22 protein-coding genes are annotated in these 25,225 nt (G+C 63.8%); 16 read left to right on the top strand and 6 right to left on the bottom strand.

Features of this window, described 5'->3' with window-relative positions; genetic code table 11:
• The first annotated feature begins 58 nt into the window (after positions 1–58).
• From uraH to HNQ60_RS21825, 13 genes are all read left to right on the top strand, one after another.
• On the top strand, positions 59–412 hold the full coding sequence (uraH, locus tag HNQ60_RS21885) for a hydroxyisourate hydrolase (protein WP_184334892.1): 354 nt from the start codon (positions 59–61) through the stop codon (positions 410–412).
• A complete protein-coding gene (xdhA, locus tag HNQ60_RS21880) occupies positions 402–1,835 on the top strand; it encodes a xanthine dehydrogenase small subunit (RefSeq protein WP_184334891.1) in 1,434 nt (477 codons plus the stop codon). Before uraH ends, xdhA begins: the two co-directional genes overlap by 11 nt.
• Positions 1,832–4,147 carry a xanthine dehydrogenase molybdopterin binding subunit gene (gene xdhB / locus HNQ60_RS21875; protein WP_246433743.1) on the top strand — a complete coding sequence of 772 codons (2,316 nt, stop codon included), beginning with the start codon at positions 1,832–1,834 and terminating at the stop codon, positions 4,145–4,147. The genes xdhA and xdhB overlap by 4 nt, the downstream gene beginning before the upstream one ends.
• The gene (gene xdhC / locus HNQ60_RS21870; protein WP_184334889.1) at positions 4,144–5,265 is read left to right on the top strand and encodes a xanthine dehydrogenase accessory protein XdhC; all 1,122 of its coding nucleotides are present in this window, start codon (positions 4,144–4,146) and stop codon (positions 5,263–5,265) included. The genes xdhB and xdhC overlap by 4 nt, the downstream gene beginning before the upstream one ends.
• A complete protein-coding gene (locus HNQ60_RS21865; protein WP_184334888.1) occupies positions 5,265–6,770 on the top strand; it encodes an ABC transporter ATP-binding protein in 1,506 nt (501 codons plus the stop codon). Before xdhC ends, HNQ60_RS21865 begins: the two co-directional genes overlap by 1 nt.
• Before the next feature lie 5 nt (positions 6,771–6,775).
• Positions 6,776–7,897, top strand: a complete 1,122-nt coding sequence (locus HNQ60_RS21860; RefSeq protein WP_221304380.1) for an ABC transporter permease — start codon at positions 6,776–6,778, stop codon at positions 7,895–7,897.
• Positions 7,894–8,820, top strand: a complete 927-nt coding sequence (locus HNQ60_RS21855; protein ID WP_184334887.1) for an ABC transporter permease — start codon at positions 7,894–7,896, stop codon at positions 8,818–8,820. The genes HNQ60_RS21860 and HNQ60_RS21855 overlap by 4 nt, the downstream gene beginning before the upstream one ends.
• A gap of 4 nt (positions 8,821–8,824) precedes the next feature.
• Entirely contained in the window at positions 8,825–10,027 is a 1,203-nt protein-coding gene (locus HNQ60_RS21850) for a urate hydroxylase PuuD (RefSeq protein WP_184334886.1), read from the top strand.
• A complete protein-coding gene (gene guaD, locus HNQ60_RS21845; protein WP_184334885.1) occupies positions 10,011–11,348 on the top strand; it encodes a guanine deaminase in 1,338 nt (445 codons plus the stop codon). The genes HNQ60_RS21850 and guaD overlap by 17 nt, the downstream gene beginning before the upstream one ends.
• The gene (gene puuE, locus HNQ60_RS21840; RefSeq protein WP_184334884.1) at positions 11,345–12,268 is read left to right on the top strand and encodes an allantoinase PuuE; all 924 of its coding nucleotides are present in this window, start codon (positions 11,345–11,347) and stop codon (positions 12,266–12,268) included. Before guaD ends, puuE begins: the two co-directional genes overlap by 4 nt.
• On the top strand, positions 12,265–14,004 hold the full coding sequence (locus HNQ60_RS21835; RefSeq protein WP_184334883.1) for an allantoate amidohydrolase: 1,740 nt from the start codon (positions 12,265–12,267) through the stop codon (positions 14,002–14,004). Before puuE ends, HNQ60_RS21835 begins: the two co-directional genes overlap by 4 nt.
• Positions 14,001–15,263, top strand: coding sequence for a M20/M25/M40 family metallo-hydrolase (locus HNQ60_RS21830; protein WP_184334882.1), 1,263 nt, complete (start codon positions 14,001–14,003; stop codon positions 15,261–15,263). The genes HNQ60_RS21835 and HNQ60_RS21830 overlap by 4 nt, the downstream gene beginning before the upstream one ends.
• A gap of 168 nt (positions 15,264–15,431) precedes the next feature.
• Positions 15,432–17,543, top strand: coding sequence for a S9 family peptidase (locus HNQ60_RS21825; RefSeq protein WP_184334881.1), 2,112 nt, complete (start codon positions 15,432–15,434; stop codon positions 17,541–17,543).
• A 142-nt stretch (positions 17,544–17,685) separates the two neighbouring features.
• On the opposite strand, the gene HNQ60_RS21820 is transcribed toward HNQ60_RS21825, so the two are convergent.
• The 4 genes from HNQ60_RS21820 to HNQ60_RS21805 all read right to left on the bottom strand — a co-directional run bounded on the left by HNQ60_RS21820 (position 17,686) and on the right by HNQ60_RS21805 (position 20,089).
• Entirely contained in the window at positions 17,686–18,252 is a 567-nt protein-coding gene (locus HNQ60_RS21820) for a phosphoribosyltransferase (protein WP_407676463.1), read from the bottom strand.
• A 125-nt stretch (positions 18,253–18,377) separates the two neighbouring features.
• A complete protein-coding gene (locus HNQ60_RS21815) occupies positions 18,378–18,779 on the bottom strand; it encodes a GFA family protein (protein WP_184334879.1) in 402 nt (133 codons plus the stop codon).
• Positions 18,776–19,216 (bottom strand): GNAT family N-acetyltransferase, encoded by a 441-nt coding sequence (locus tag HNQ60_RS21810; RefSeq protein WP_184334878.1) that lies wholly within the window; start codon positions 19,214–19,216, stop codon positions 18,776–18,778. Before HNQ60_RS21810 ends, HNQ60_RS21815 begins: the two co-directional genes overlap by 4 nt.
• A 33-nt stretch (positions 19,217–19,249) precedes the next feature.
• Positions 19,250–20,089 carry an AraC family transcriptional regulator gene (locus tag HNQ60_RS21805; protein ID WP_184334877.1) on the bottom strand — a complete coding sequence of 280 codons (840 nt, stop codon included), beginning with the start codon at positions 20,087–20,089 and terminating at the stop codon, positions 19,250–19,252.
• Positions 20,090–20,238: 149 nt separating this feature from the next.
• On the opposite strand from HNQ60_RS21805, the gene HNQ60_RS21800 reads away from it, so the two are divergent.
• Positions 20,239–20,784, top strand: coding sequence for a carboxymuconolactone decarboxylase family protein (locus tag HNQ60_RS21800; RefSeq protein WP_184334876.1), 546 nt, complete (start codon positions 20,239–20,241; stop codon positions 20,782–20,784).
• 105 nt (positions 20,785–20,889) lie between these two features.
• On the opposite strand, the gene HNQ60_RS21795 is transcribed toward HNQ60_RS21800, so the two are convergent.
• Together HNQ60_RS21795 and HNQ60_RS21790 are read right to left on the bottom strand one after the other, a co-directional pair.
• Complete coding sequence (locus HNQ60_RS21795; protein WP_184335008.1) at positions 20,890–22,287, bottom strand: IgA Peptidase M64; 1,398 nt, start codon at positions 22,285–22,287, stop codon at positions 20,890–20,892.
• A complete protein-coding gene (locus HNQ60_RS21790) occupies positions 22,284–22,781 on the bottom strand; it encodes a DUF3291 domain-containing protein (protein ID WP_184334875.1) in 498 nt (165 codons plus the stop codon). Before HNQ60_RS21790 ends, HNQ60_RS21795 begins: the two co-directional genes overlap by 4 nt.
• Before the next feature lie 244 nt (positions 22,782–23,025).
• On the opposite strand from HNQ60_RS21790, the gene pbpG reads away from it, so the two are divergent.
• Positions 23,026–24,003: a D-alanyl-D-alanine endopeptidase gene (gene pbpG / locus HNQ60_RS21785; RefSeq protein WP_184334874.1), complete on the top strand. Its 978-nt coding sequence runs from the start codon at positions 23,026–23,028 to the stop codon at positions 24,001–24,003.
• A 636-nt stretch (positions 24,004–24,639) separates the two neighbouring features.
• Entirely contained in the window at positions 24,640–25,206 is a 567-nt protein-coding gene (locus HNQ60_RS21780) for an ECF-type sigma factor (RefSeq protein WP_184334873.1), read from the top strand.
• Positions 25,207–25,225 lie beyond the last annotated feature (19 nt).

The following is a 25,225-nucleotide window of genomic DNA, read 5'->3' as shown; positions in this document are numbered from 1 at the left end:
AAAACCAATGGCTGCCGATGTGCGATCGCACCACCATGACCCTTCTGCGCACACTTTCATGGGCAAACTGACAACACACGTTCTCGATACGTATACAGGCCGGCCCGCCGCGGGAATCCGCGTCGAGCTGCACGAAGTGTCGGATGCAGGGCCGGTACCCATCGTCGAACGCACGACCGGCGACGACGGCCGGTGCACGGGCCCGCTCATCGAGGGCGTTCGTTTCCGCAAAGGCCGCTATTCGCTGACTTTCCATGTCGGCGAGTATTTCCGCGCGCGCGGCGTGTCGCTGCCCGACCCGGCGTTCCTCGAGAACGTCGTCGTCCCGTTCGGCATAGCGACGCCTGATGAGAACTACCACGTGCCGCTGATCGTCACGCCGTGGAGCTACTCGGTGTACCGTGGTTCCTGAGACTGACACTATCCGCTTCATCCTCGACGGACAGATCGTGCAGATTGGCGACGTGCCGGCCACGACGACTGTTCTTGAGTATCTGCGGGAGACGCTCGGCAGAACCGGAACCAAGGAAGGTTGCGCAGAGGGCGACTGTGGGGCCTGCACGGTTGTCATCGGTGAACTGGATGCGTCGGGCTCCATCGAGTACCGGGCAATAAACTCCTGCATCCGCTACCTGCCCACCCTCGATGGGCACGAGCTCGTCACCGTCGAAAGTCTGCAGGCCGGCGAAATACTGCATCCGGTGCAGCAGTCGATGGTGGATCGGCACGGGTCGCAATGCGGATTTTGTACGCCAGGATTCGTGATGTCGCTGTTCGCGCTGTATCTCAACGATTCCGCGCCGGAGCGTGCGGATGTCGTGAATGCGCTGGCGGGCAACCTGTGTCGCTGCACCGGGTATCGGCCAATTATCGATGCCGGTTGTCACATGAACGACTATGCAGCCACCCCGAAGTGGAATCGCACAGACAGCCAGTCGCACGAGAGGCTCGAGCGGCTGCGGGCGTTGCGCCGTACGCAGCCGCTCGCTCGCGATGGATTCATGGCACCTCGCACAGTCGATGAACTGGCGGCGGCGTACTCAGCGGCACCGCGTTCTCTCATTCTTGCGGGCGGAACCGACATCGGCCTGTGGACTACCAAGCAGTTGCGCGATCTGCCGCCGATCCTCTACATCGGTGCGATCGATGAACTGAAGCGGATCGACCGTGCCGCGGGCGCCTTGCGCATCGGAGCCGCCGTCCGCCTGACCGAGGCCTTGAGCGCCATCGTCGAAATTCATCCGACACTGGCGGATGTTGCGCGGCGCTTCGCCTCGCCGCCGGTATGCAACTCAGGAACTTTGTGCGGCAACATTGCGAACGGCTCGCCGATCGGCGATTCGATGCCCGTACTCATTGCCCTCGGCGCGACGATCCAACTGCGCAGTGGCGATCGCATGCGCACCCTGCCCCTCGATCAGTTCTATCTGGGTTACCAGAAGAAGGATCTGCATGCGGGCGAGTTCATCGTCAGCGTGACGATCCCGGCGGCAGCTCCGGCACTCAAGGTCGCCAGCTATAAGGTATCGAAGCGTTTCGACCAGGACATCAGCGGCGTCTGCGCCGCCTTCGCGATGGAGATCGACGGCGGAGTCGTCCGGAGCGCCCGCATTGCATTCGGCGGCATGGCTGCGATTCCCGCGAGAGCGAAGCACACGGAGCAAGCCCTGATCGGCAAACCTGTCGGCGACACAACCATCGACGATGGTGTGCTCGCACTGGCCCGCGATTTCCAGCCGCTCACGGACATGCGCGCCAGCGGCGAGTATCGAACGACTGTCGCAGGCAATCTCCTGCGCCGATTCTTCGCGGAATGTGCAGGCGGTGCTTCATGAGAAAGCCCGCGTCGGCCGACGAGTCGCGTGCTGGCCAACCGCTGCCGCATGAAAGCGCCCATCTTCATGTCAGCGGCCGCGCGCTGTACTGCGATGACATTCCGCTGCCTGCGAACACGCTTCACGCCGCATTCGGATTGAGCCGCATCGCGCACGGTCGCATCCGGAAGCTCGATCTGACGGACGTGTACGCCTCGCCCGGGGTGATCGGCGTCGCCGTTGCTTCCGATATCCCCGGGGAGAACAACTACGGCGCAGTCATCAACGACGATCCGATCTTCGCCGATGCACTCATCGAGTACGCCGGGCAACCTCTCTTTGCAGTGGCAGCGATTTCATACCAGGCAGCGCGTAAAGCTGCCGCGCGAGCGAAAATCGATTGTGAGGAGCTGCCGCCGATCCTGGACATCCGCTCCGCGCTGGCGGCCCAGAGCTTCGTCCTGCCGACGCAACGCCTGGTTCGCGGCGAACCTCAACAGAAGCTCGAACGCGCGTCGCATCGCCTGCAGGGAACGATGGTTGTCGGCGGCCAGGATCACTTCTACCTCGAAGGTCAGATTGCGATCGCGCTTGCGCAGGAAGACGGTGCGATGCTGATTCACTGCTCGACGCAGCATCCCACCGAAGTCCAGCACATCGTTGCGCACGCGCTCGGTCGCCGCGCACACGACATCAACGTGCAATGCCGGCGCATGGGCGGCGGTTTCGGGGGCAAGGAGAGCCAGCCGGCGTTGATTGCCGCGGCCGCCGCGGTGCTGGCACACAAGACAGGAAGACCGATCAAGCTGCGCATCGATCGTGACGCCGACATGCTCATGACGGGCAAGCGTCACGATTTTCTTGCCGACTACGATGTGGGCTTCGATGGCTCCGGCCGCATCGAGGCGCTGACCGTGATGCTGGCATCGCGCTGCGGTTATTCGGCGGATCTCTCCGGCCCAGTGAACGATCGTGCCGTCTGCCACGTCGACAACGCGTACTTCCTCGAGCACGTCGAGATCGTTTCGCATCGCTGCAAAACGAACACCGTCTCCAATACCGCCTTCCGCGGATTCGGCGGCCCGCAGGGCATGCTCGTCATCGAGCAGGTTCTCGATGACATTGCGCGCAAGCTCGGCCTGGACCCGCTCGCGGTGCGGCACCGCAATCTCTACGGAATAACCGAGCGCAACACGACGCCCTACGGCCAGGTCGTCGAGGACAACATTCTGCCGGCACTCTTCGATGAGCTTGCGGGATCGGCGAGCTACGAGCAGCGCCGTCGCGAAGTCGCCGAGTGGAATCGCTCGCACGAGTCCACGAAGCGCGGCATCGCGCTGACGCCGGTGAAGTTCGGCATCTCATTCAACGCCACCTTGTACAACCAGGCCGGGGCGCTGCTACATATATATACGGACGGCACGGTGCTCCTGAATCATGGCGGCACGGAGATGGGCCAGGGCCTGCACACCAAGGTCGCGCAGGTCGTCGCGACGGAACTGTCGTTGCCGCTGAGTGCGATCCGGATCACCGGTACTGACACTTGGAAAGTACCGAACACATCGGCGACAGCTGCCTCGTCCGGCTCGGACCTGAATGGCAAGGCGGCACAGGCGGCCGCGCAGACGATTCGCGAACGACTCGTCCAGTGGGCGTGCCAGACCGACAACGTGACTCCCGACGCGGTGCGATTCGACAACGGCACGGTGCACATCGGCACGCGCAGCGTCGCGTTCGCCGAGTTCGTTCGCCAGGCGCATGCAGCGCGCATCCAGCTCTCGGCCACCGGCTTCTATCGAACGCCGAAGATTCACTGGGACCGCACGCGGTTCCAGGGCCGGCCCTTCTTCTATTTCGCCTACGGCGCCGCCGTGAGCGAAGTCAGCATCGACACTTTCACCGGCGAGACGCGGCTGCTGCGCGTCGACATCCTCCACGACGTGGGCCGCTCATTGAATCCCGCCGTCGATCTCGGCCAGATCGAGGGCGGCTTTCTGCAGGGGACGGGGTGGCTGACCACCGAGGAACTGTGGTGGGACCCACGCGGCGAACTGAAAACGCACGCGCCGTCGACATACAAGATTCCCAGCGTCAGCGACTGGCCGGCCGAAGCACACATCTCACTGTTCGCAGGCGAGAACCGCGAAGAGACGATCTACCGTTCGAAAGCGGTCGGCGAACCGCCGCTGATGCTCGGCATTTCTGTGCTGCACGCAATCCGCGATGCGATCGCCAGTTGCGGCTCGGGCCAGAACATATCGCTTGCGGCACCCGCAACCGCAGAGGCCGTGCTGCGTGCTGTCGACAAGGCACGCAAGGAGCAAAGCTCATGAGCAATGCTGCATCAGTGCTGGGTGAACCGGGATTCACCGGCGGTGACTGGCTCGACCCGCTGCACGATTGGCCGACAGCCGCCCTTCGATCGCTGCAATCGGCAGGCGTGGTCGCACGGATCGTCGTTGCATCGGTCCGGGGCTCCGCGCCACGCGAAGCAGGTACCTGCATGCTCGTCGAACCGAACCGTCAGTTCGGCACCATCGGCGGCGGGCATCTGGAATGGAAGGCGATTGAAGCGGCGCGGAACCTCCTTCAGCGCAATGATCCACGCGCCGCGACCGTCCAGCGGTTCGTGCTGGCCACCGATCTCGCCCAGTGCTGCGGCGGGGTGGTGGAACTGTGGATCGAGAAATACACTCGCACGGATTCGCCGCTGCTTGCGGAGACCGCGCGGGCATCGAAGTCGACCACAGCGGCTCTGGTTTCGGAAATTCACGACACTGGTGTGTCGCGGCGGATCGTCCGTCCCCTGAAGTCTTCAATGGAAACCGATCCTTCGATGACAGCGAAGACACTGCTCGAGCATTGCGCGGACGGCACCATCCGCCTGAGCGAACGGCTCGGGCAGCGCCTGCCCCACATATGGCTGTTCGGCGCAGGCCATGTCGGACAGGCATTGACGCGCGTCTTCGCGGAACTGCCGGTGCACCTGTGCTGGATCGATTCTCGAAAATCGCTGCTGCCGCTCACATCGGGCGACAGACTGGATGTCGTCTGCGCAGAGGACCCTGCGGCAACTGTCGCTTCCGCACCTGCGCGCACGCATTTCATAGTGATGACCCATAGCCACTCGCTCGACTACGACCTCTGCCGCGCGATTCTCGATCGCGGCGACGCCGCGTGGGTCGGGCTCATTGGCTCGAAGAGCAAGGCCGCGCGATTCCGGTCGCGACTGGCGGGAGATGGCCTGACGGAAGCAAGCATCGCGACGCTCACGAGTCCGATCGGCGTCGATCGCATCGACAGCAAAATTCCTGGTGTGATCGCAGTTTCCGTGGCTGCGCAGCTTCTGCAGGTATTCGATCGAGCCACGGAACCCGCGACTGGTGTCGCCGTTGCAGCCACGGATCACTGCGACGGTGACTGCAACTCGTGCACGGGGAAGGTGAGCTGATGCAGCCGCATCCGCGACTCGCCCTGCACGGCATCACCAAGCGCTACCCGGCAGTGCTCGCGAACGATCACGTCGATCTGCGCGTCGGCGCTGGCGAGATTCACGCGCTGCTCGGTGAAAACGGCGCGGGCAAAAGCACACTGATGAAGATCGTATACGGCGTAACGCAGCCCGATGCCGGTCGCATCGAATGGGAAGGCCGCCCCGTGACGATTCGCAGTCCCGCCGAAGCGCGGCAGCTCGGAATCGGCATGGTGTTCCAGCACTTCTCGCTGTTCGAGACCCTGACCGTCGCGGAAAACATTTCTCTCGCGCTCGATTCCCGCGAACCGCCGGCGCAGCTCGCCAGTCGCATTCGCGAAGTCTCCGAAAGCTACGGCCTGCCGATCGATCCGCTGCGACTCGTGCACAGCATGTCGGTGGGTGAGCGCCAGCGTGTGGAAATCGTTCGCTGCCTGCTGCAATCACCGCAACTGCTCATCATGGATGAGCCGACATCCGTCCTGACGCCGCAAGCTGTTCGAATGTTGTTCGATACGCTGCGTCGCCTCGCCTCGCAGAACGTCAGCATTCTCTACATCAGCCACAAGCTCGACGAAGTCCGCGAGCTCTGCGACACCGCAACGGTGCTGCGCGGCGGACGCGTGAGCGGAACCGCGACACCTCGCGCAGAGAGCAACGAGAGCCTGGCACGCATGATGGTCGGCGGCGATCTTCGGGAGTGTCATCTGACGCCGCGTGAAGCCGGCGAGACCCGTCTCGAACTGCGAGGCCTCACGCTCGCGAGCACCGATCCCTTCGGCACGAGCCTGCACTCGATCGATCTCAACGTTCGCGCCGGCGAGATCGTTGGCATTGCCGGCGTCTCCGGGAACGGCCAGAGCGAACTGCTTGCAGCGATCTCGGGCGAGCGCCGGGTCGGGAATGCAGCCTCGGTCAGCATCTGCGGGTCGGCATCGGGAACGCTCGACGCGGCCCAACGCCGTCGGCTCGGACTGAGCTTTGTTCCCGAGGAGCGACTCGGCCGAGGCGCAGTGCCGGAGATGAGCCTTGCCGACAACGCCCTTCTGACCGCACACAGCGCAGGACTTGTACGGAATGGACTGGTGCGGTCTGACGCTGCCCGCGAGTTCGCTCGCTCGACGATCACCGCATTCGACGTGAAAGCCGGCAGTGAGCTGTCACCGGCGAACAGTCTCTCCGGCGGCAATCTGCAGAAATTCATCGTCGGCCGCGAAGTCCGGCTGAAGCCGAAGGTGATGGTCGTGTCGCAGCCGACGTGGGGCGTCGACGTGGGAGCCGCTCTGCGCATTCGCCAGGCACTGATAGATCTGCGCGATTCGGGCGCTGCGGTACTCGTGATCTCCGAGGAGCTCGATGAGCTGTACGCGATCTGCGACCGGCTCGCCGTCCTCTTTCGCGGCAAGCTGTCGTCGGTGCACCCGACATCCCAGATGCCTGTCGAGAAGCTTGGATCGTGGATGGCGGGGGAATTCGCGCAGTGAGTGCCATGAACAACTGGCCGTGGCGTCTCGAACGGCGCGCCGAACCCTCGATCGCGATGAAGTTCGCATCGCCGCTGATCGCCGCGGTCGCGATGCTCGTTACGGGATTCATCCTGTTCAGCGCATTGGGGCTGAGCCCGCTCTCCGCGTTCAGGACGTTCTTCATCGAGCCGGTCGCATCGACTTACGGCTTCGGCGAGCTGCTGCTCAAATCAACGCCCCTGATGCTCTGCGCGCTGGGACTTTCGATTGGATTCCGGGCGAACGTCTGGAACATCGGTGCCGAAGGCCAGCTCATCGTCGGTGCACTGGCGGGCGGAGCGATTGCATTGTTCGTCGATGGGCTGGGTGGGTTCGCCATCCCGCTCATGCTGCTCGCGGGCATCCTCGGCGGCATGGCCTGGGCTGCTATCGCAGCATTCCTGCGCACGCGCTTCCACACGAGCGAGATTCTCGTGACGCTGATGCTGGTCTACATCGCCCAGCTTCTGCTGTCGTACTTCGTACATGGGCCCTGGCGCGATCCGGCCGGCTTCAATTTTCCGCAGTCGCAATCGTTCGACGAGAACGAGCTCTTGCCGTTGCTCGCGGAAACCGTGCGCGTGAACATCGCGTTCCTTATTGCTCTCGCACTCGCGGGCGTCGCCTGGTTCTTCGTGAGCCGTACGTTCGCCGGCTATCGCATGCGTGTCGCGGGACTTGCGCCGGCAGCCGCGGCCTACGCTGGTTATGGGGAGAAGCGCAACATCTGGCTCGCGCTGCTGATCGGGGGCGGCATGGCAGGCCTGGCGGGGGTGAGTGAGGTCGCCGGACCGATCGGCCTGCTCTCGCCCGATATTTCGCCGGGCTACGGATTCGCGGCCATCATCGTCGCATTCGTCGGCCGCCTGCATCCGATCGGTGTCGTACTCGCTTCCCTGCTCATGTCGCTGCTCTATCTCGGCGGCGAAGCGGCACAGATCGATCTGCAATTGCCCGCCTCCGTCACCGGACTGTTCCAGGGCGTGCTGCTCTTCTATCTGCTTGCAGCCGATCTGCTCATCACTTATCGCATTCGTCGCGCACGTCCGGACGTTGTCGCCGCCGAAGCCATCAAGGTCGACAACCCGGTGAACGTGCAGACATGAACATCGACACGCTCATCCTGATCTTTGCGAGCACGGTCGCCGCTGCAACGCCGCTGATCCTTGCGGCGCTCGGCGTGCTCGTGAACGAACGTGCCGGTGTCCTGAACCTCGGAGTCGAGGGCATGATGCTCGTTGGTGCAGTGACCGCATTCGGCGTCGGTGTCACGAGCGGCAGCTTGTTTCTCGGCTACGTCGCGGCGATGTCGGCGGGCGCCGCGATGGCACTGCTCTTCGGACTGCTCACGCTGACGCTGCAGACGAACCAGGTCGCTACCGGTCTCGCGCTCGCGCTGTTCGGCGTCGGACTGAGCGCGTTCGTCGGACAGCCCTTCGTGGGTCTGCCGATCGAACGCGTGCCGGCAGTCCCGATCCCCCTGCTGGCGGACATTCCCGTACTGGGTCCCGCACTCTTCCGCTACGACCTGCTCGTCTACCTGTCGATTGCCCTCTACGCAGCGGTGAGCTGGTTCCTCTATCGCTCCGCCGCCGGCTTGCGGCTGCGCGCGATCGGCGAAGCGCCGGGCGTCGCGCACTCGCTCGGCTATCCCGTTGTTCGCATCCGCTATCTCGCCGTCATGTTTGGCGGCGCGACGAGCGGCCTGGCGGGCGCATACCTCTCGACCGCGCTGACGCCCATGTGGGTCGAAGGCATGAGCGCCGGCCGCGGCTGGATCGTGCTCGCCCTCGTCGTCTTTGCGACATGGCGGCCGTTGCGCGTGCTGCTCGGCGCGTATCTATTCGGTGGCGTGACTGTGTTGCAGTTGCATGCCCAGGGCCTGGGCGTCGACGTACCGAGTGAATTCCTGTCGATGCTGCCGTATCTCGCAACGATCGTCGTGCTCGTGCTCATCTGCCGCAATCCCAAGACGATCCTGCTGAACCAGCCGGCATCGCTCGGCCGCAGTTTCCACCCCGACGGTTGATCGCATGGAAGCGTACCTGTTCGACTGGCTGAGTCTCCTGGGGCGCTGGCTGCACCTGATCGCCGGCATCGCCTGGATCGGCGCATCGTTCTACTTCGTCTGGCTCGACAATCACCTGCTCGCACCGGAGCGCAAAGAAGCACAGGATGCGGGCGTCGCGGGCGAGCTCTGGGCCGTGCACGGCGGCGGCTTCTATCACTCGCAGAAATATCGCGTTGCTCCCGAGAAGCTTCCAGGAACACTGCATTGGTTTTACTGGGAGGCCTACACGACCTGGCTGTCCGGCTTCTTCCTGTTGTGCCTGCTCTACTACGGACGCGCGGAACTGTATCTGATCGATCCGGCAGTCGCCCAGCTCTCGAAGCCCATGGCGATCGCGCTCGGTCTCGGCTTCCTTGCCGGCACGTGGGTCATTTACGACCTGCTGTGCCGCTCGCCGCTCGGACGGAACGATCGCGCTCTCGGCGCTGTGCTCGCAGTGCTGCTGGCGCTCGAAGCCTGGGCTCTGTGCCATATTTTCAGTGGCCGTGGCGCATTCATCCAGTTCGGTGCCGCGCTCGGCACCGTCATGGTGGCGAACGTCTTCTTCGTGATCATTCCGGGCCAGCGCGAGCTCGTGAAGGCGAAGCTCGGGAATCGCGCTCCCGATCCCATTCACGGCCTGCGCGGCAAGCAGCGCTCCGTTCACAACACGTACTTCACGCTGCCCGTGCTGTTCACGATGATCAGCCACCACTACGCGATGACATACGGCGCGACTCGGAACTGGCTGGTCCTGATCGGGCTGTCGATTGCGGGCGCGGCGATTCGCGCCTGGTTCGTTGCTCGACACAAGGCCCACGAACGCGGCGGCCGCACATCGCCGATCCCTGCACTGATCGGCATCGCGACGCTCGCAGTCGTTGCGGTCGCGCTGGCACCGGCACAAGGCAATTCAACGGGAGCGGCACCGGGCCAGATGGCGCAGATCGAGGCGATCTTCCGTGCACGCTGCCAGCCATGCCACTCGGCGACACCAACATTCCCGGGCTTCGCGGTCGCCCCCAATGGAATGCTGCTCGACACGAGAGAACACATCCTCGCTTCGCTGCCACAGACGCGGCAGCAGCTTGCGACGAACATCATGCCCATCGGCAACGTCACGGGCATGACTGCGGAAGAGCGTGCAACCGTCATTTCATGGATCGATCATGGCGCGCCCCAGTGATAGCCACGTGAACCGTCTTGCGCATCGCGGCGCTGTCCTGCATTTCCGGCAGGATCCGGGCCGTCATGGCACCGATGCCTATGAATACTGGGACGACGGCCTGCTGCTCGTCGCCGGTGGTCGTGTCGAAGCAGTCGGGCCGGCGCCAGCGATGCTCAGTCAGTTACCGAAAGACCTGCCGATCATGGATCACGGGCGGGGACTGCTGCTTCCCGGCTTCATCGATACGCACATTCATTTCCCGCAGACCGACGTGATCGGCTCGGGCGGCAGCAACCTGCTCGACTGGCTCGAGAACTACACGTTCCCCGTCGAGGGTCGCTTCGCCGATCCGGTACACGCGCAGGAAGTCGCCGAGTTCTTCCTCGATGAACTGCTCGCCAACGGTACGACGACCGCGCAGGTCCTGGGCACGGTGCATCGCGCCGCGATCGACGAGTTCTTCCAGGCCGCGCAGCGCCGTGGCCTGAGAATGATCGCGGGCAAAGTGCTGATGGATCGCCACGCGCCGGAGTATCTCCAGGACACAGCCGCCAGCGGCGACACCGACACGCGACAGCTCATCGAGACCTGGCACGATCGCGACCGGCTGCACTACGCGATTACGCCTCGCTTTGCACCGACGTCGTCGGAATCGCAGCTGGCAAGCGCCGGGCGCATCGCCGAGGAGTACCCGACCGTTTTCATCCACAGCCATCTCGCCGAGAATCGCGACGAGATCGAGTGGGTGCGCAAGCTCTTTCCCGACAGCCGCAGCTACACCGATGTGTACGATCGTTTCGGGCTTCTGCGCGATCGGGCGACATACGCCCACTGCCTGCATCTCGACGCGCAGGATAGACGGCACATGGCCACGACCGGCGCGACCGCGGCCTTCTGCCCCACTTCGAACCTCTATCTCGGCAGCGGTCTCTTCGATATCGCCGCGACTGATGCCGCCGGATTGCGTTTCTCACTGGCAACGGACGTGGGGGGCGGCAGCAGCTTCAGCATGCTTCGGACGATGAGCGAGGCCTACAAGGTCGCGCAGATGCAGGGCCAGCACCTGTCGCCGCTCCGGGCGTTCTATCTCGCGACGCTGGGCGGTGCCCGCTGCCTTCGCCTGGAAGATCGTATCGGACACTTCGGCGCCGGGACCGAGGCGGATTTCATCGTGTTGAACCCGGACGCAACGCCCTTGCTGGCCCGCCGCATGGCGCAATCGAAGAATCTCGTCGAGCGCTTGCTGCTGTTCATGACATTGGGCGACGATCGCTGTGTAGCCGCAACGTATGTGCTGGGTCAGCCCGCCCTCATCAAGCGAAGCGCAAGGTCGCAATGAAACCCTATCCGCGAGATCTCATCGGCTACGGCCGCTCGCCACCACACGCACGGTGGCCGGGCGGCGCGCGCATCGCATTGCAGTTCGTGCTCAATCACGAAGAGGGCGCGGAGAACTCCGTGCTTCACGGCGATGCGGCGTCCGAAACATTCCTGTCCGAGATCATCGGCGCACAGGCGTTCCCCATGCGGCACCTGAGCATGGAATCGCTCTACGAATACGGCTCGCGCGCCGGACTCTGGCGCGTGTTGCGCGCATTCGAGAAGCGAAAGCTGCCGTTGACGATCTTCGCAGTCGCCATGGCATTGCAGCGACACAGGGAAGCGGCGGCTGCGTTCGCGGAACTCGGTCACGAGATTGCGTGTCACGGCCTGCGCTGGATCAGCTATCAGCAGATCGACGCAGCGACCGAGAGCAGTCACATCGAGGAAGCCGTCTCGATCCTGCGCGAAGTCACCGGCACCGCCCCGCTTGGCTGGTACACCGGTCGCGACAGCCCGAACACTCGTCGACTGATCGTCGAGCACGGCGGCTTCGTCTACGACGCGGATTCGTATGCCGACGACCTGCCGTACTGGACGCGAGTGGCAACGTCTCGCGGCACTGGAGCGCATCTCGTCGTGCCCTACACGCTCGACACCAACGACATGCGCTTCGCGACAGCCCAGGGGTTCAACTCGGGTACGCAGTTCTTCGACTATCTGAAAGACGCTTTCGACACGCTGTATCTCGAGGGCGACCCGCAAGGGCTCGACCGTCCCAAGATGCTGTCGATCGGACTGCACAGCCGCATCATAGGCAGACCGGCGCGGCTGGCGTCGCTCGAACGCTTCCTCGACTACGCTCAGTCGCACGACAAGGTCTGGATCTGTCGGCGCATCGATATCGCACGACACTGGATAGCGACCCACCCCGCATGATCACACTTGATCAGCTCAACCAGGCCTCACCCGCGGAGTTCGTTGCCGCGCTCGACGGCATCTTCGAACATTCGCCGTGGGTCGCGACTCGCGTCGAAGTCGCGCGCCCGTTCCTTTCACGCGCGCACTTGTTGCAAGCGATGCGTACGGTCGTTGCGACAGCGGATCTCGATGAACAACTGGCGCTCATTCGCGCCCACCCGGAACTCGCTGGCAAGGCTGCGATCCGCAAAGAGCTCACCGTCGAGTCGACGCGCGAACAGAGAGGCGCGGGCCTGGACTCCTGCACGCCAGAAGAGTTCGCCCGTCTGCACGAACTGAATGCCGAGTACCGCGAACGCTTCGCTTTCCCCTTCATCCTCGCGGTTCGCGGTCACACCCCTGCGTCGATCATCCGCGCCATGGAGCAGCGGCTCGGAAACGATCCGTCGGTCGAAGGCGAGACCGCGCTTGCGCAGATCGGCCGCATCGCCGGATTCCGGCTTGCGGAGCGCGTCGCATCGCCGTATGGCGCCGAGATCATGGGCATGCTCGAGGAACTCGCGCACCTCTCCGAAGATCCCGACGCACTGACCTGTTCCTATCTCACACCGCCGCACATCGCCGCTGCGGACCGTATCCGGGACTGGATGCTGGCCGCGAATCTCGAGACTCATATCGACGCCGTCGGTAACGTCGTCGGGCGGCTGCGATCCAATGCGGGCAACGCGAAGACACTGATCATCGGCTCCCACTATGACACCGTCATCAACAGCGGTCGGTTCGATGGCCGCCTGGGTGTCGTGCTGCCGATCGCGGTCGCACTCGAGCTGCGCCAGCGCGGCAAGCAGCTCCCTTTCGATCTCGAGATCGTGGGATTCGCCGACGAAGAAGGCGTGCGCTTCAAGTCGACCTTCCTCGGCAGCAGTGCGCTCGCCGGTTCGTTCGACCCGGCGTGGCTCGAGAACAAGGACGGTTCAGGCACGACGATGCGGGAAGCCATGACCAGCGCGGGGCTCGACCCGGCAGGCATTGCGGCGATCAAGCGCGATCCGCGGCAGTTGCTCGGCTACGTCGAGATTCACATCGAACAGGGCCCAGTGCTCCTGGACGAGGATCGAGCGCTCGGCGTCGTGACAGGTATCGCGGGCAGCGTGAGGTACAGCGTGACCATCAGAGGCCTTGCGGGTCACGCAGGCACAGTGCCGATGCACTTGCGTCGCGACGCTGCCGCGGCGGCGGCCGAGCTCATTCTTGCTGTCGAGCGGCGATGCAAGGCCACGCCTGGGGTCGTCGGGACCGTCGGTCGGCTGAATGTGCCGAACGGCGCGATCAACGTCATTCCCGGACGTTGCGATCTGACGCTCGACCTGCGCGCGCCCGAAGATGCAACTCGCGACACCGCACTGGCCGACGTGCTGGCGGAGATCGAAAAGATCGCGGAGCGTCGCAACGTCGAGATCGACACGCAGCTCATGATGCGCGCCGCGGCGGCACCGTGCGATTCATCGATGCAGCAGCGGTGGGCACAAAGCATTTCGCGCGTCATGGGCGATGCCTCGCCGCGCCACTTGCCCAGCGGCGCCGGTCACGATGCGATGAAGATGGCCGAGATTACACCGATGGGCATGCTGTTCGTCCGCTGCGGTAACGACGGCATCAGCCATCATCCTGACGAGACGATGACGACGGCCGATGCGGCGCTGGCCGCAAAGGCATTCGAGAATTTCCTGCTCCACTTCGGAAGCGACTCATGACGACGCCCGACATCGAAACTCTCGTCACCCAGTTCGTCGCGAAGGACTTCGCGAAAGAACGCGACTTCCTCGCCGAGATCGTCAAGGTGCCGAGCGACAACCCGCCAGGCGATTGCGCCGCCGCCGCCCGCCGAGCGCAGGTATTGCTCGAAGGCCTCGGATTCAAGGTCGAGAGCCACGTCGTCCCCGATGACGTCGTGCGCGAGAACGGCATGATCTCGGCAACCAGCCTGATCGTGCGCGAAAAATTCGGCCAGGGCGGGCCGACGATCGCGCTGAACGCGCATGGCGATGTCGTTCCACCCGGACGCGGCTGGACGCACGATCCTTACGGCGCCGAGATCGTCGATGATCCGAAACATGGTCCGGTCATGGTGGGACGTGGCGTTGCGGTCAGCAAGTCCGATTTCGCGACCTACACGTGGACGATATTCGCGCTGCGCCACCTTGAAGCGCAGGGCGTCAAGCTGAACGGCACCGTCGAACTGCATCTCACGTACGACGAAGAAGTCGGCGGCGAGATCGGCCCGCGCTGGCTGCTCGAACAGAAGCTGAGCCGTCCGGATCTCGTCATCTGCGCCGGCTTTTCCTACGCGGTGACGACGGCGCACAACGGCTGCCTGCATCTCGAAGTCACCGTCAACGGGAAGTCGGGCCATGCCGCGATTCCCTCCACCGGCATCGATGCGCTCGAAGCGACGAGCCAGGTCCTGAACGCGATCTATGCGTACCGGAAGGAACTCGCGACGCGCGTGTCGGCGGTGCCCGGCATCGGCAGCGCGACCATCAACGTCGGCCTGATCTCCGGCGGCATCAACACGAACGTCGTGCCTGACCGGGTGACGCTGCGCATCGATCGCCGGATCATTCCCGAAGAATCGCCGCCGACCGCGGAGGCCGAACTGCGCGCATTGATCGAGAAGGCCGTATCCAATCGACCCGGGATCACTGTCGACATCAAGCGCATCCTGCTCGCGGCGCCGCTGATCGAACTGCCTGGCGCGGCGAAGGTGATCGAGTCGCTGCGCAGCCACGGCAGCCGCATCTTCCAGACGCCGATCGAACGTACGGGCGTGCCCTTGTATACGGACGCACGCCATTACTCGCAGGCCGGCATCCCCACCGTGCTTTACGGCGCCGGCCCACGCACCCTGCAGGAAGCGAACGGACACATGGCGGATGAGTGCCTGCGCCTGAATGATCTGCAGCGTGCAACCTGCGTGGTTTCCCTGAGTCTCTGCGACCTGCTGCGCGGCTGACGACGGCTCGGCTACACTCAGGACCGGAATTTCACACGGAGTTCACGGAGATCACGGAGAACAAGAAGCGCGATCTCCCCTCTAGTTTGTGGGTCCGGCTTCAGCCGGATGTCATGCACTCCGTGAACTCCGTGTGAAACCTCTTGGGTTCCATCTCCAGGGTACGCCATGACAATCAGACTCTGCTTCATCGCATTCGCCTGCGTCACTGCCTTCACCTCTCCCGCCTTCGCCCAACAGAAGCGGACCATCACGCACGAAGACCTGTGGCTCCTGCCGCGTGTCGGCGCGCCCGTCGTCAGTCCCGACGGCAAGCTCGCGGTGTTCGTCGTCACGGAGCCCGCTTACAAGCCGGATGATCAATCGGCGGATCTCTGGATCGTCCCGACCGACGGCAGTGCATCGCCACGACGCCTCACGAACTCCAGGAGTGCGGAATCCGGTGCAACGTGGAGTGCGGACGGCAAGCGCATCGCATTCGCGGCGAAGCGCGATGGCGACGATGCCAACCAGATCTACATTCTCGACATCGCGGGCGGCGGTGAAGCGCAACGCGCGACCACGATCAGCACTGGCGCGCGTCTGCCGAAATTCTCGCCGGATGGCACACGCATCGCGTTCACGACCGAGGTCCCTCCGGGCTCGAGGAACGACGCCGACAGCAAGCGCCTCGTCGAGGAAGAGAAATCGCGCAAGTACAACGTGCGCACGTATACGAGCTTCCCGATCCGCAACTGGGACAAGTGGCTGCCGGAACGTGACGTACGCGTGATCGTGCAGACGATCGGGCAGAACGATCCCCGCGACCTGCTGGCCGATTCCAAGCTCGTGCACGAGCCTGGCTTCGCTGCGCGCACGACTCAGGGCGGCAGCGAGCTCGACGTCGTATGGACACCGGATGGACAGTCGATCGTCTTCTCGGCAACCCGCAACGCGAACCGCAGCGCGTTCGATTTCACGAACTCGGAGCTCTGGCAGGTCGCCGCCACGGGTGGCGAACCACGTCGCCTCACCGGCAAGGACTCTCCTGAGGGCGGCGACAGCTGGGCCGAGCCGCGCTTCAGCCCGGACGGCAAGACGCTCTACGCATTTTTCGAACCGCGAACTGCACGCGTCTACAATTCGACGCGCATCGGCGTTCTCGACTGGCCGTCCGCGAAGCCGCGTACACCGATCATTCCCACCGGCGTGCGCGAAGCGATCAGTTTCACGATCGCTCCGAACAATCGCGACGTCTACCTGCTCGCTGAAGATGCCGGGCTCATCAAGCTCTATCGCGGCTCGCACCAGGGGGGCGAAGCGAAGCTCGCGTTCGATCTGCCGGCCGGCATGTACAACAATCTTTCCGGCGCCGACCGCTCGGGTCAGCCCGTGCTGCTCGCGAACTTCGAGAGCGCGGTGACTCCGCCGGAGATCGCGCGCATCGATCTCCAGAAAGGTACGCATCGCCTGCTGTCGCGCTTCGCGATCGACAAGGCCGCTGCGCTCGACCTCTCACCGGTCGAACACTTCTGGTTCGACAGCAAGGCGTCACCGGGCAAGAAGATCCACAACATGATCGTGCGTCCGGCGAATTTCGATCCGTCGAAGAAGTACCCGCTGCTCGTCGTGATCCACGGCGGACCTCACACGATGTCGCGCGACAGCCTCAGCCTGCGCTGGAACTATCACCTGCTCGCATCCCCGGGCTATGTCGTCCTGACGACCAACTACACGGGCTCGACCGGCTTCGGCGAAGCCTTCGCGCAGGGCATCCAGGGCGATCCGTTCAAAGGCCCCGCTGATGAGATCAATCAAGCCGCCGACGAAGCGATCGCGCGTTACAGCTTCATCGACGGTTCGCGTCAGTGCGCCTCCGGCGCCAGCTACGGCGGCCACCTCGCCAACTGGCTGCAGGGAACGACGACCCGCTATCGCTGCCTCATCAGCCACGCGGGCCTCGTGAATCTCGAAGCCCAGTGGGGAACGAGCGACGTCGCCTACTCGCGCGAAGCGAACATGGGATCGCCGCCGTGGCTGAAGCCCGAAGTGTGGAGCGAGCACAACCCGATCCGGTACGCGCCCAACTGGCGCACCCCGGTGCTCGTCACGATCGGCGAACGGGACTTCCGCGTCCCGCTGAACAACTCACTCGAGTACTGGACAGCGCTGCAGCGCCAGCAGATCGAAAGCAGGCTGGTGGTGTTCCCGGACGAGAATCACTGGATTCTGTCGGGGGAGAACAGCCGGCAGTTCTACAAGGAAGTGGCGCAGTGGCTGGAGAAGTGGTTGCAACAGTGAGGAGCCTGCCAGCCGTTCGCGTCATTCCCGCGAAAGCGGGAATCCATCCGAGATAGGGCATGGATGCCCGCTTTCGCGGGCATGACAGAGACACCGCCTCTGGCTAACCGGCTAGCTGGCTAACGGCCAGCGGCTCTCCCACCTACTTCCCGTCCGACCTCGCCGTAAAGAACGTCTCATCCACGGGCTTGTGCTTCAGGATCTCTTCACGTGTCAGCCCCTGCACTTCGTGCGGGAACACGAGCCACTGATCAGTGGCGCGAACGTAGAAGTCCGGGGTGAGCGCGCTGCGGTTGCGTGACGGCTTGTAGTACACCGTCGCGATGCGGATCTGTTCGGGCAGGTTGCGACGACAGCGCTTGGTGAGTTCCGCGATGATCGCCTCGAGACTGCGGCCCGAGTCGAAGACGTCATCGATCAGCAGCAGCCGATCTTCGAACGTCAGCTGCGACACGAGATAGTCGACGGCGTGCACGCGAACGGTTTTCGACTGCTTGTCGATGCCGGTGTACGAGGACGTGCGGATCGAAATGTGATCGCACTCGATCCCGTTGTACTCGAGCACTTCCTGAACGCTGATGCCGATCGGCGCACCGCCACGCCAGATCCCCACGAGGAACGACGGATTGAAGCCGCTGCGCACCACCCGCAGCCCGAGCTCCATGGAGTCCCGCAGCAGCGATTCCGCGGAAATGAAGGTCTTTTCGATGTGTTCGGCGCTCAAGGGAGGGTCCGGGGGGCGGAATGGGTGGAGGATTCTAACCGGCATCGTCATTCCCGCGCAGGCGGGAATACATCCGGAATGGGTTCCCGCGTGCGCGGGAATGACCGATGCTATTCCGGGGCGGTCTCGACCTCCACGAGCTCGCCCGACAGCCGACCCCATTGCGGCCGGTCCCGCGTGAACATCGCGAGGTCAGGCTTGAAGACGGAAGGGTCGTCGAGACTGCCGACGTAAATCGTGATGGTGTCAGGGATCACCTGGGGTGCCCCGAAAAGCAGGCTGCCGCAGTGGGGACAGAAATGACGGATTGCATCCTGGCCGCTGCCGCCCCGGCTGACGTACTTCGCGGGATCGCCCGTCACCCGAAACCCGGATCGCGGCACGCCCATTACCGGCACGCCGGCTGTACCTGACGCTCTCTGGCAATCCCGGCAGTGACAGATGACGCTGAACTCCGCTTCGCCCGTCGATTCGTAGCGAACGCGTCCACATGCGCAACCGCCCGCGATCATGTCGCCTGCCCCGCGCTGCGATAGACATCGGGCCGGTGAATTTCCATCAGCGCGTCCGGATTGGCGGGCGGTTTGAAACCGAACTGGCGGTAAAGACCATGGGCATCGCGCGTTGCGAGCATGAAGCGTCGCAGGCCCTGCAGATCGGGATGCGCCAGGATCGTCGTCATGAGGCGCTTCGACAGTCCCTGGCCGCGATACTCATCCAGCACGTAGACGTCCGCGAGATACGCGAACGTCGCCTTGTCCGTGGTGACGCGTGCAAAGCCGATCTGCTTCGAGCCGCTGAACAGGCCGAAGCACAGCGAGTTCGCAATCGCCTTCTCCAGCACGACGCGAGGAAGTCCCGGCGACCAGTAAGTACTGGCCAGGAAGGCGTGGATCGCGTCGACGTCGAAGCGCGATTTGTCGGTAGTGATGCTGATCTCTTCGGTCATATCCGTCGTCCAATTACAGTGAACCCTGCCTGCTCACACGCTTGCGGCGTCGAGCCCGGCCTTCCATTCGCGTGGCGATTTGCCACTCACGGCGCTGAAGGCCCGCGACAGCGCCGCCGTGCTGCCATATCCCACGTGAACCGCGATCATCTTCACCGGCTCTCCCCGCCGCAACATGTCCTGTGCCAGTGAGATGCGATATCGCGTGAGATAGTCACCCGGCGTCGAGCCGACGACTTCGTGAAACGTCGATGCGAAGTGACTGCGAGACATGCCCGCGATCTCCGCTAGATCCTCGAGCGGCCAGGCCTTGCCGGGCGATGCGTGAATGGCCGTCAACGCCTTCGCGAGTTTCAGATGGGCGAGTCCCGCGAGCAATCCGTGATCGACTTCCGCGCGATTGAGCAAAGTGCGCAGGATCAGGATCAGCACGACCTCGAACAATCGATTCACGATGTGCCGCCGTCCGCACGCCTGAGCGAACGCTTCGCGGAAGAGCACATCGAGCACGGGACCGGCATTCTCCACGTCGACGAGCGGCATCACTATGACGTCGGGCAACGCCTGCGCGATCGGATTCGTCGAACCCGCGTTGAACGAGACGTTGGCACAAGCCATGTCAGCACCGACGACCTTGTCGGTGACGAAGCGATGGGGCAGCGGCCGCGGATAGAAAATCAGGCTCGGCTCTTCGACGCGCTGGCGTCGTTTCGCGCTGTGGTGAACGTCGACCGGGCCGCGACGGATCAGGTGCAACTGCCCGAAATCCGCCTCGGGCACGTGATCCGTGACGCCGCACAATGGACCCGAATGGAAGATGCGCGCGCTCACCGAAAAGCGCTGCAGCAGGGCATCGAGGCGATCCACGTTCATCGGGCGCTCATTGGGTTCTCCGGACGAGAACCGGACTATAGATCAACTTTGCCGCACTTCGGGTGACTTTGCGTACGGGCCGGCTCCCTATATTGGCTTCCGTGGCCGGCGATTCCGCCGGCATGGACGAAGAACCAAAGGAGAACCCCATGTCCCGTGTATCCCTCGTGAATCCGGCCAATGCCGAAGGCGAACGCAAAGTCGTGCTCGACCAGATCCAGCGCACGTTCGGCGCCACGCCTGCGATGTTCCGCGCGGTCGCGAACTCACCCGCCGCTCTCAAGAGCATGTTCGGTTCGTTCGGCGCGCTCGGCCAGGGCAAGCTGCCCGCGAAGCTCGGCGAACAGCTGGCAGTCGCAATCGCCAATCGCAATGCCTGCGAGTACTGCCTCGCCGCGCACACGGCGCTCGGCCGCAAAGCAGGTGCAACTGCCGATGAGATCTCCGAAGCTCAGGATGGCCGCAGCAAGGACCCCCGCACTGCAGCCGCACTGACATTCGCACTGAAGCTCGTCGAAGAACGTGGCCAGGTAACCGATGCGGATGTCGCAGCGGTACGCACCGCGGGATTCGATGACGAAGAGATCGTCGAGATCATCGCGCACGTGGCACTGAATCTGTTCACGAACTACGTGAACGTGGCGCTGAACGTGCCGGTGGACTTCCCGGCGGTGAAGCTGCGCAAGGTGGCGTGAGGCCGATGAGCGATGAGCGAGATGACGGCAGGAACCCCCTCTTGTCAATCTCTCTGGCTCACAGCTCATAGCTCACAGCTCACAGCTCATAGCCCACAGCCCCCGCTACCTCGCATACAGATCGATGATCTCCGCAATCGCACCGGCACATACGTCGCAGAAGTGATCGGTGCGACTGAACATGATGCATTGCATCTGTGAACGGTAGTAGCCCGAAGCCTGGTAGTTGGCGCCTTCGAAGGCGCCAACTGCAGTGCTGTTCGCGGCCTTGCTCAGCAACTCGTCCGTGAATGCGCGCTCACGCCGGAACAACGCATTCATCTCCGACTCGGGACGATTGGCGGCACGCAGCTCGCTGCGCTCCTTCTGATAGGCACGCTGGTATTTCTCGAACTCCTCCTTGGGCCAGGGAGTCGGCAACGGCGTTCCCGCCTTCACCTTGTCACGCCACTTGAGTTGCTTCGCATCGTGCAGGGCCGTGACATTCGGCTCCCAGGGCTCGGGACGTTCTTCGCCCGACTGATAAGCGACCGGTGAGGTGTAGTACTCATCGGCGAGCGCGGCGAAGTGATGGCCGAATTCGTGGATGAACAGATACTCGGCCCAGTCGCTGCCGGCCGCAGCGGTGCTGAACAAACCGAAGATGCCGCCACCGCCGTAGGTCTCGTTGTTGAACAGGATCTCCACGAACTCGTACGGCGCGAACTGCGCGATCTCACGGAACGCGCGGTTGTCGAGCGTCAACGCATAACGCTCGCTGCCGAAGATGTCGTAGCGCGTGCCGAGCGCGGACCAGCGATAAGCACCGGTCGAAGGCCGCGAGACGCCGCTTTGCGGCGTGGGCACCATCAACCCCCAGACGTTGAAGTCCTTTGCGCGCTCGCGAAACGGAGACGTCGCGAACAGCCGGTCAGTCAATCGGCGCGCGTCGGCTTCGAACTTCGCGGCTTCGGCAGCGGTGTAGCCGTCGCCCAGGATCAGCAGGTCGACTTTGCGCTCGGGAGGCCCGTTGTCGCGAACCTTGAGGAGAGGCGCCGGCGTCGAGCCCGTCTTGCGCTCGATGTCCCGCGCCGAAGGATCGACGTCGAGACTCCACACCACCGAGAACGCATTGCGCTCATCGCGCTTCAAGATCCGCACGCGCACCGGCTTATCCGGCGCGGGGAAGCGGACGGACTCCTGAAACGCACGATTGAGCTTCTGCGCCTCTTCAGTGGTGCGCCATTCGCCGAAGATCGTGCTGAAGCCGCGCGAATACAGAACGTCGCCCGTCTTCGGATCGACGACCTCGAACAGGTTCGAACCGCGGTTCGTCGTATCGATCGGTCGCGCCGCGTTTCCGGGCCACGGCAGCGGCTCGATCACGATCCGGTCGAGTGCGTAGCTCTCATCCAGCGCATTGCCGGAGTGAACGTAGTCGAGCCGCATCGTCTGCGGCGCGGCTTGCGCCAACGTCGCCCCGAAAACAGCAAAGCCCCAGAGCCACCGCGCCGCGCCGATCATGTCGCGGGACACTCATCACCCGAGAGAAACGGGGTTTCCTCCGGCTGTGCGTCGGGCGGCAGAAACGGTGTGCGGAAGTTGAATGCGTGATCGCTGGGCCCGTGCTCGCGCAGATGGTCGAGACGACTCAGTGCTTCGGCAACGGTTGGCGTGTGCCCTGCCTTCACCCACCAGAGCACCATATGCGCTTCGACGCCGCGCTCGAACCATTCGCGACGACGGCGCAGGATCTCGACATGCACGGTGCGGTAGACATAGTGATTGAGCGACTCGACGTCCTTCCACACCGACATGTTGACGATCACGTTCTCATCGAGCGGCCGCAGCGAAGTCGCGTCGTTGCCCTCGCCCTTCAGGCGCCAGACGAACCCGGGCGACCCTTCGGCCAGCTCGTTGATGCGGTCGAGGTTGTCGACGAAATCCTTGAGCAGCGGCGAGTCGAGCGGTGCCTTCAGAGTGGCGATGTTGAGCTGGGCGAGCTGATAGCCGGACACGGGTTTCTCCCTGACGATTTCGTGGTGAATCTCGCGCCGATCGAGTGTGCTCGGCCGCGACCATCGCGGTCAACGCACGTGGACTCACGTCACAGTTCATCGGCGAGCAACGTGACATGAGTCCGTTCCGACCGCGATCAAGGGGACGCGCAACATCCCTTTTAGGGAAAACCTGATCACTTCGTTGATCGATACAGGCATACTCCCGCCAAGTACTTACGCGCGGAACCTGCACGGGAACATCATGCGATCATTCGTCGAGGGACAGCCGGCAAAGCGGCCGGTTGCGAAGCTGCTGCTGGGCCTGGTCCTGGCCGCGCTCGCCACTTCCTCCCTCGCCACCGTCGCCGAACCTGCTTCCATTGCGAAGAAGCCGGCCGCCACTGCAACGGCGAAGAAGCCCGCTTCGCCACCGAAGAAGAAGCCGGCCGCTGCTCCCGCCAGGTCGGGGCCCCGCGGTCCGGAAATCCGCTCGAGCGCCGTGCTCGTGATCGACGAAACCGACTCGTCGGTCCTGCTCTCGAAGAATGCCGACGTCGCCGTTCCGATCGCCTCCATCACGAAGCTCATGACCGCGCTCGTCGTCATCGAGTCCGGACAGGCGCTCGATGAAGTCATCACGATCACCAAGGCCGACCGGGCCATCGACCAGGGCTCGCATTCGCGCCTCGCCGCCGGCGCCAAGCTCACGCGCGGTGAACTGATCCACCTCGCGCTGATGTCCTCGGAGAATCAGGCAGCTCACGCGCTCGGCCGGACCTATGAAGGCGGCTTCGACGCCGTCCTGCACGCGATGAATGCCAAAGCCAAGGCGCTCGGCATGAAGCGCAGCCATTTCACCGATACGACCGGCCTGTCGAAGGGCAACATCGCGAGCCCCGCCGACCTGGTGAAGCTCGTCGCCGCGACCGCCGCGAACCCGCTCATCGCCGAATACTCGACCGATCCGGACGAAACGCTGATGGTCGGCCGCCAGCCCCTCCAGTACCGCAACACCAACAACCTCGTGCGCAAGCCCGAGTGGGACATCGTCGTCCAGAAGACCGGCTACACCCAGGCCGCCGGCCGCTGCCTCGTCATGAAGACGTTCATCGAAGACCGCCCCGTGATCATGGTGCTGATGAATTCCTTCGGGAAATACACGCGGACCGCGGACGCGATCCGGGTGCGCCGCTGGATGGAAGCGGGCACGGGGGCGACGAAGCTGGCGAGTGCGCACTGAGAAGGAGCTGGCTAGCCAAACGAGCCAGCTAGCCGGCTAGCCAGAGCCGGACCGGGCCACACCCCGTCATGCCCGCGAAAGCGGGAATCCATCCCCCCCTGTGGGTCCGGCTTCAGCCGGACGTCAGCGCAAAGCGCTCTTCAGTCATTCCCGCGAAAGCGGGAATCCATCTCCCTCTGTGGGTCCGGCTTCAGCCGGACGTCAGCGCGAAGCGCTCTTCGTCATTCCCGCGAAAGCGGGAATCCATCTCCCTCTGTGGGTCCGGCTTCAGCCGGACGTCAGCGCGAAGCGCCCTTCGTCATTCCCGCGAAAGCGGGAATCCATGCCTTACTTCCCGATGGATCCCCGCTTTCGCGGGGATCACACGAGCATCGCCTTCGGCGATTACGTCCGGCTGAAGCCGGACCCACAGCGAGAGAGCCACCTCTCCCCATTCTGGCTAGCTGCCTAGCCGACTGCCCCCCTAACTAAAGTCAGGGGAGCTCAGTACCTTCCGCCAATGGCTTCCTCCCCGCCTCTGCGGCATCCTTAGCGTCAGTCCCCCAAAGCCGACAAACTGGCAAGACGCTGCATGGCGCGGTTGGCCTGGGCGATGAACAAACAAGGCAACCCTAGACGGTTGCCAGGGAGTCCTGCGTGTCCGACCTGACGATGGCAACGCCGCAGCTCGGGGGTCTCGAACGTGCGGACCATGGGGCCCTGTTCGCTTCTCTCTATGACGAACTGCGCGGCATAGCGCACCGCGAGCTTCGTCGGGGCGGCGGGCTCACCCTGAGCGCCACGACCCTCCTTCACGAAACCTATTTCCGCATCCGTCAGCGCGAAAGCGCTGATTTTCCCGATCAGAACCGCTTCCTCGCCTATGCAGCGCGGGCCATGCGCACGCTGATCATCGACTACGCCCGCAATCGCCAGGCCCACAAGCGCGGCGGCGAATTCGAGATCACCTCCCTGCCGACCGAACTGCCGGAACAGATCACCGAGGCTGCGGAGCTGGAGCGACTCGCCGGAGCGATCGACCTGCTGGGGGAGCTGGACGCTGACCTCGCCCAACTCGTGGACCTGAAGTTCTTCTGCGGCTACTCCCTCATCGAAATCGCCGCCATGCGCGGGGTCTCCGAACGGACCGCCCAGCGCGACTGGGACAAGGCCCGGGTCCTGCTCAAACGGGCGCTGGAAGGTCGGGACCTCCTGTCCTCCTGACCGCTTCCGGGGCACAAAC

The organism is Povalibacter uvarum (assembly GCF_014202975.1).
Lineage (GTDB): Bacteria > Pseudomonadota > Gammaproteobacteria > Steroidobacterales > Steroidobacteraceae > Steroidobacter > Steroidobacter uvarum.
This window is presented reverse-complemented; position numbering and strand designations above follow the sequence as displayed.

Bases quoted from the DNA above. Each gene is read 5' to 3' on its own strand.
- uraH (WP_184334892.1), top strand. From the start codon at position 59: ATGGGCAAACTGACAACACACGTTCTCGATACGTATACAGGCCGGCCC.
- xdhB (WP_246433743.1), top strand. From the start codon at position 1,832: ATGAGAAAGCCCGCGTCGGCCGACGAGTCGCGTGCTGGCCAACCGCTG.
- xdhC (WP_184334889.1), top strand. From the start codon at position 4,144: ATGAGCAATGCTGCATCAGTGCTGGGTGAACCGGGATTCACCGGCGGT.
- HNQ60_RS21865 (WP_184334888.1), top strand. From the start codon at position 5,265: ATGCAGCCGCATCCGCGACTCGCCCTGCACGGCATCACCAAGCGCTAC.
- HNQ60_RS21860 (WP_221304380.1), top strand. From the start codon at position 6,776: ATGAACAACTGGCCGTGGCGTCTCGAACGGCGCGCCGAACCCTCGATC.
- HNQ60_RS21855 (WP_184334887.1), top strand. From the start codon at position 7,894: ATGAACATCGACACGCTCATCCTGATCTTTGCGAGCACGGTCGCCGCT.
- HNQ60_RS21850 (WP_184334886.1), top strand. From the start codon at position 8,825: ATGGAAGCGTACCTGTTCGACTGGCTGAGTCTCCTGGGGCGCTGGCTG.
- guaD (WP_184334885.1), top strand. From the start codon at position 10,011: ATGGCGCGCCCCAGTGATAGCCACGTGAACCGTCTTGCGCATCGCGGC.
- puuE (WP_184334884.1), top strand. From the start codon at position 11,345: ATGAAACCCTATCCGCGAGATCTCATCGGCTACGGCCGCTCGCCACCA.
- HNQ60_RS21835 (WP_184334883.1), top strand. From the start codon at position 12,265: ATGATCACACTTGATCAGCTCAACCAGGCCTCACCCGCGGAGTTCGTT.
- HNQ60_RS21830 (WP_184334882.1), top strand. From the start codon at position 14,001: ATGACGACGCCCGACATCGAAACTCTCGTCACCCAGTTCGTCGCGAAG.
- HNQ60_RS21825 (WP_184334881.1), top strand. From the start codon at position 15,432: ATGACAATCAGACTCTGCTTCATCGCATTCGCCTGCGTCACTGCCTTC.
- HNQ60_RS21815 (WP_184334879.1), bottom strand. From the start codon at position 18,779: ATGATCGCGGGCGGTTGCGCATGTGGACGCGTTCGCTACGAATCGACG.
- HNQ60_RS21810 (WP_184334878.1), bottom strand. From the start codon at position 19,216: ATGACCGAAGAGATCAGCATCACTACCGACAAATCGCGCTTCGACGTC.
- HNQ60_RS21805 (WP_184334877.1), bottom strand. From the start codon at position 20,089: ATGAACGTGGATCGCCTCGATGCCCTGCTGCAGCGCTTTTCGGTGAGC.
- HNQ60_RS21800 (WP_184334876.1), top strand. From the start codon at position 20,239: ATGTCCCGTGTATCCCTCGTGAATCCGGCCAATGCCGAAGGCGAACGC.
- HNQ60_RS21795 (WP_184335008.1), bottom strand. From the start codon at position 22,287: ATGATCGGCGCGGCGCGGTGGCTCTGGGGCTTTGCTGTTTTCGGGGCG.
- pbpG (WP_184334874.1), top strand. From the start codon at position 23,026: ATGCGATCATTCGTCGAGGGACAGCCGGCAAAGCGGCCGGTTGCGAAG.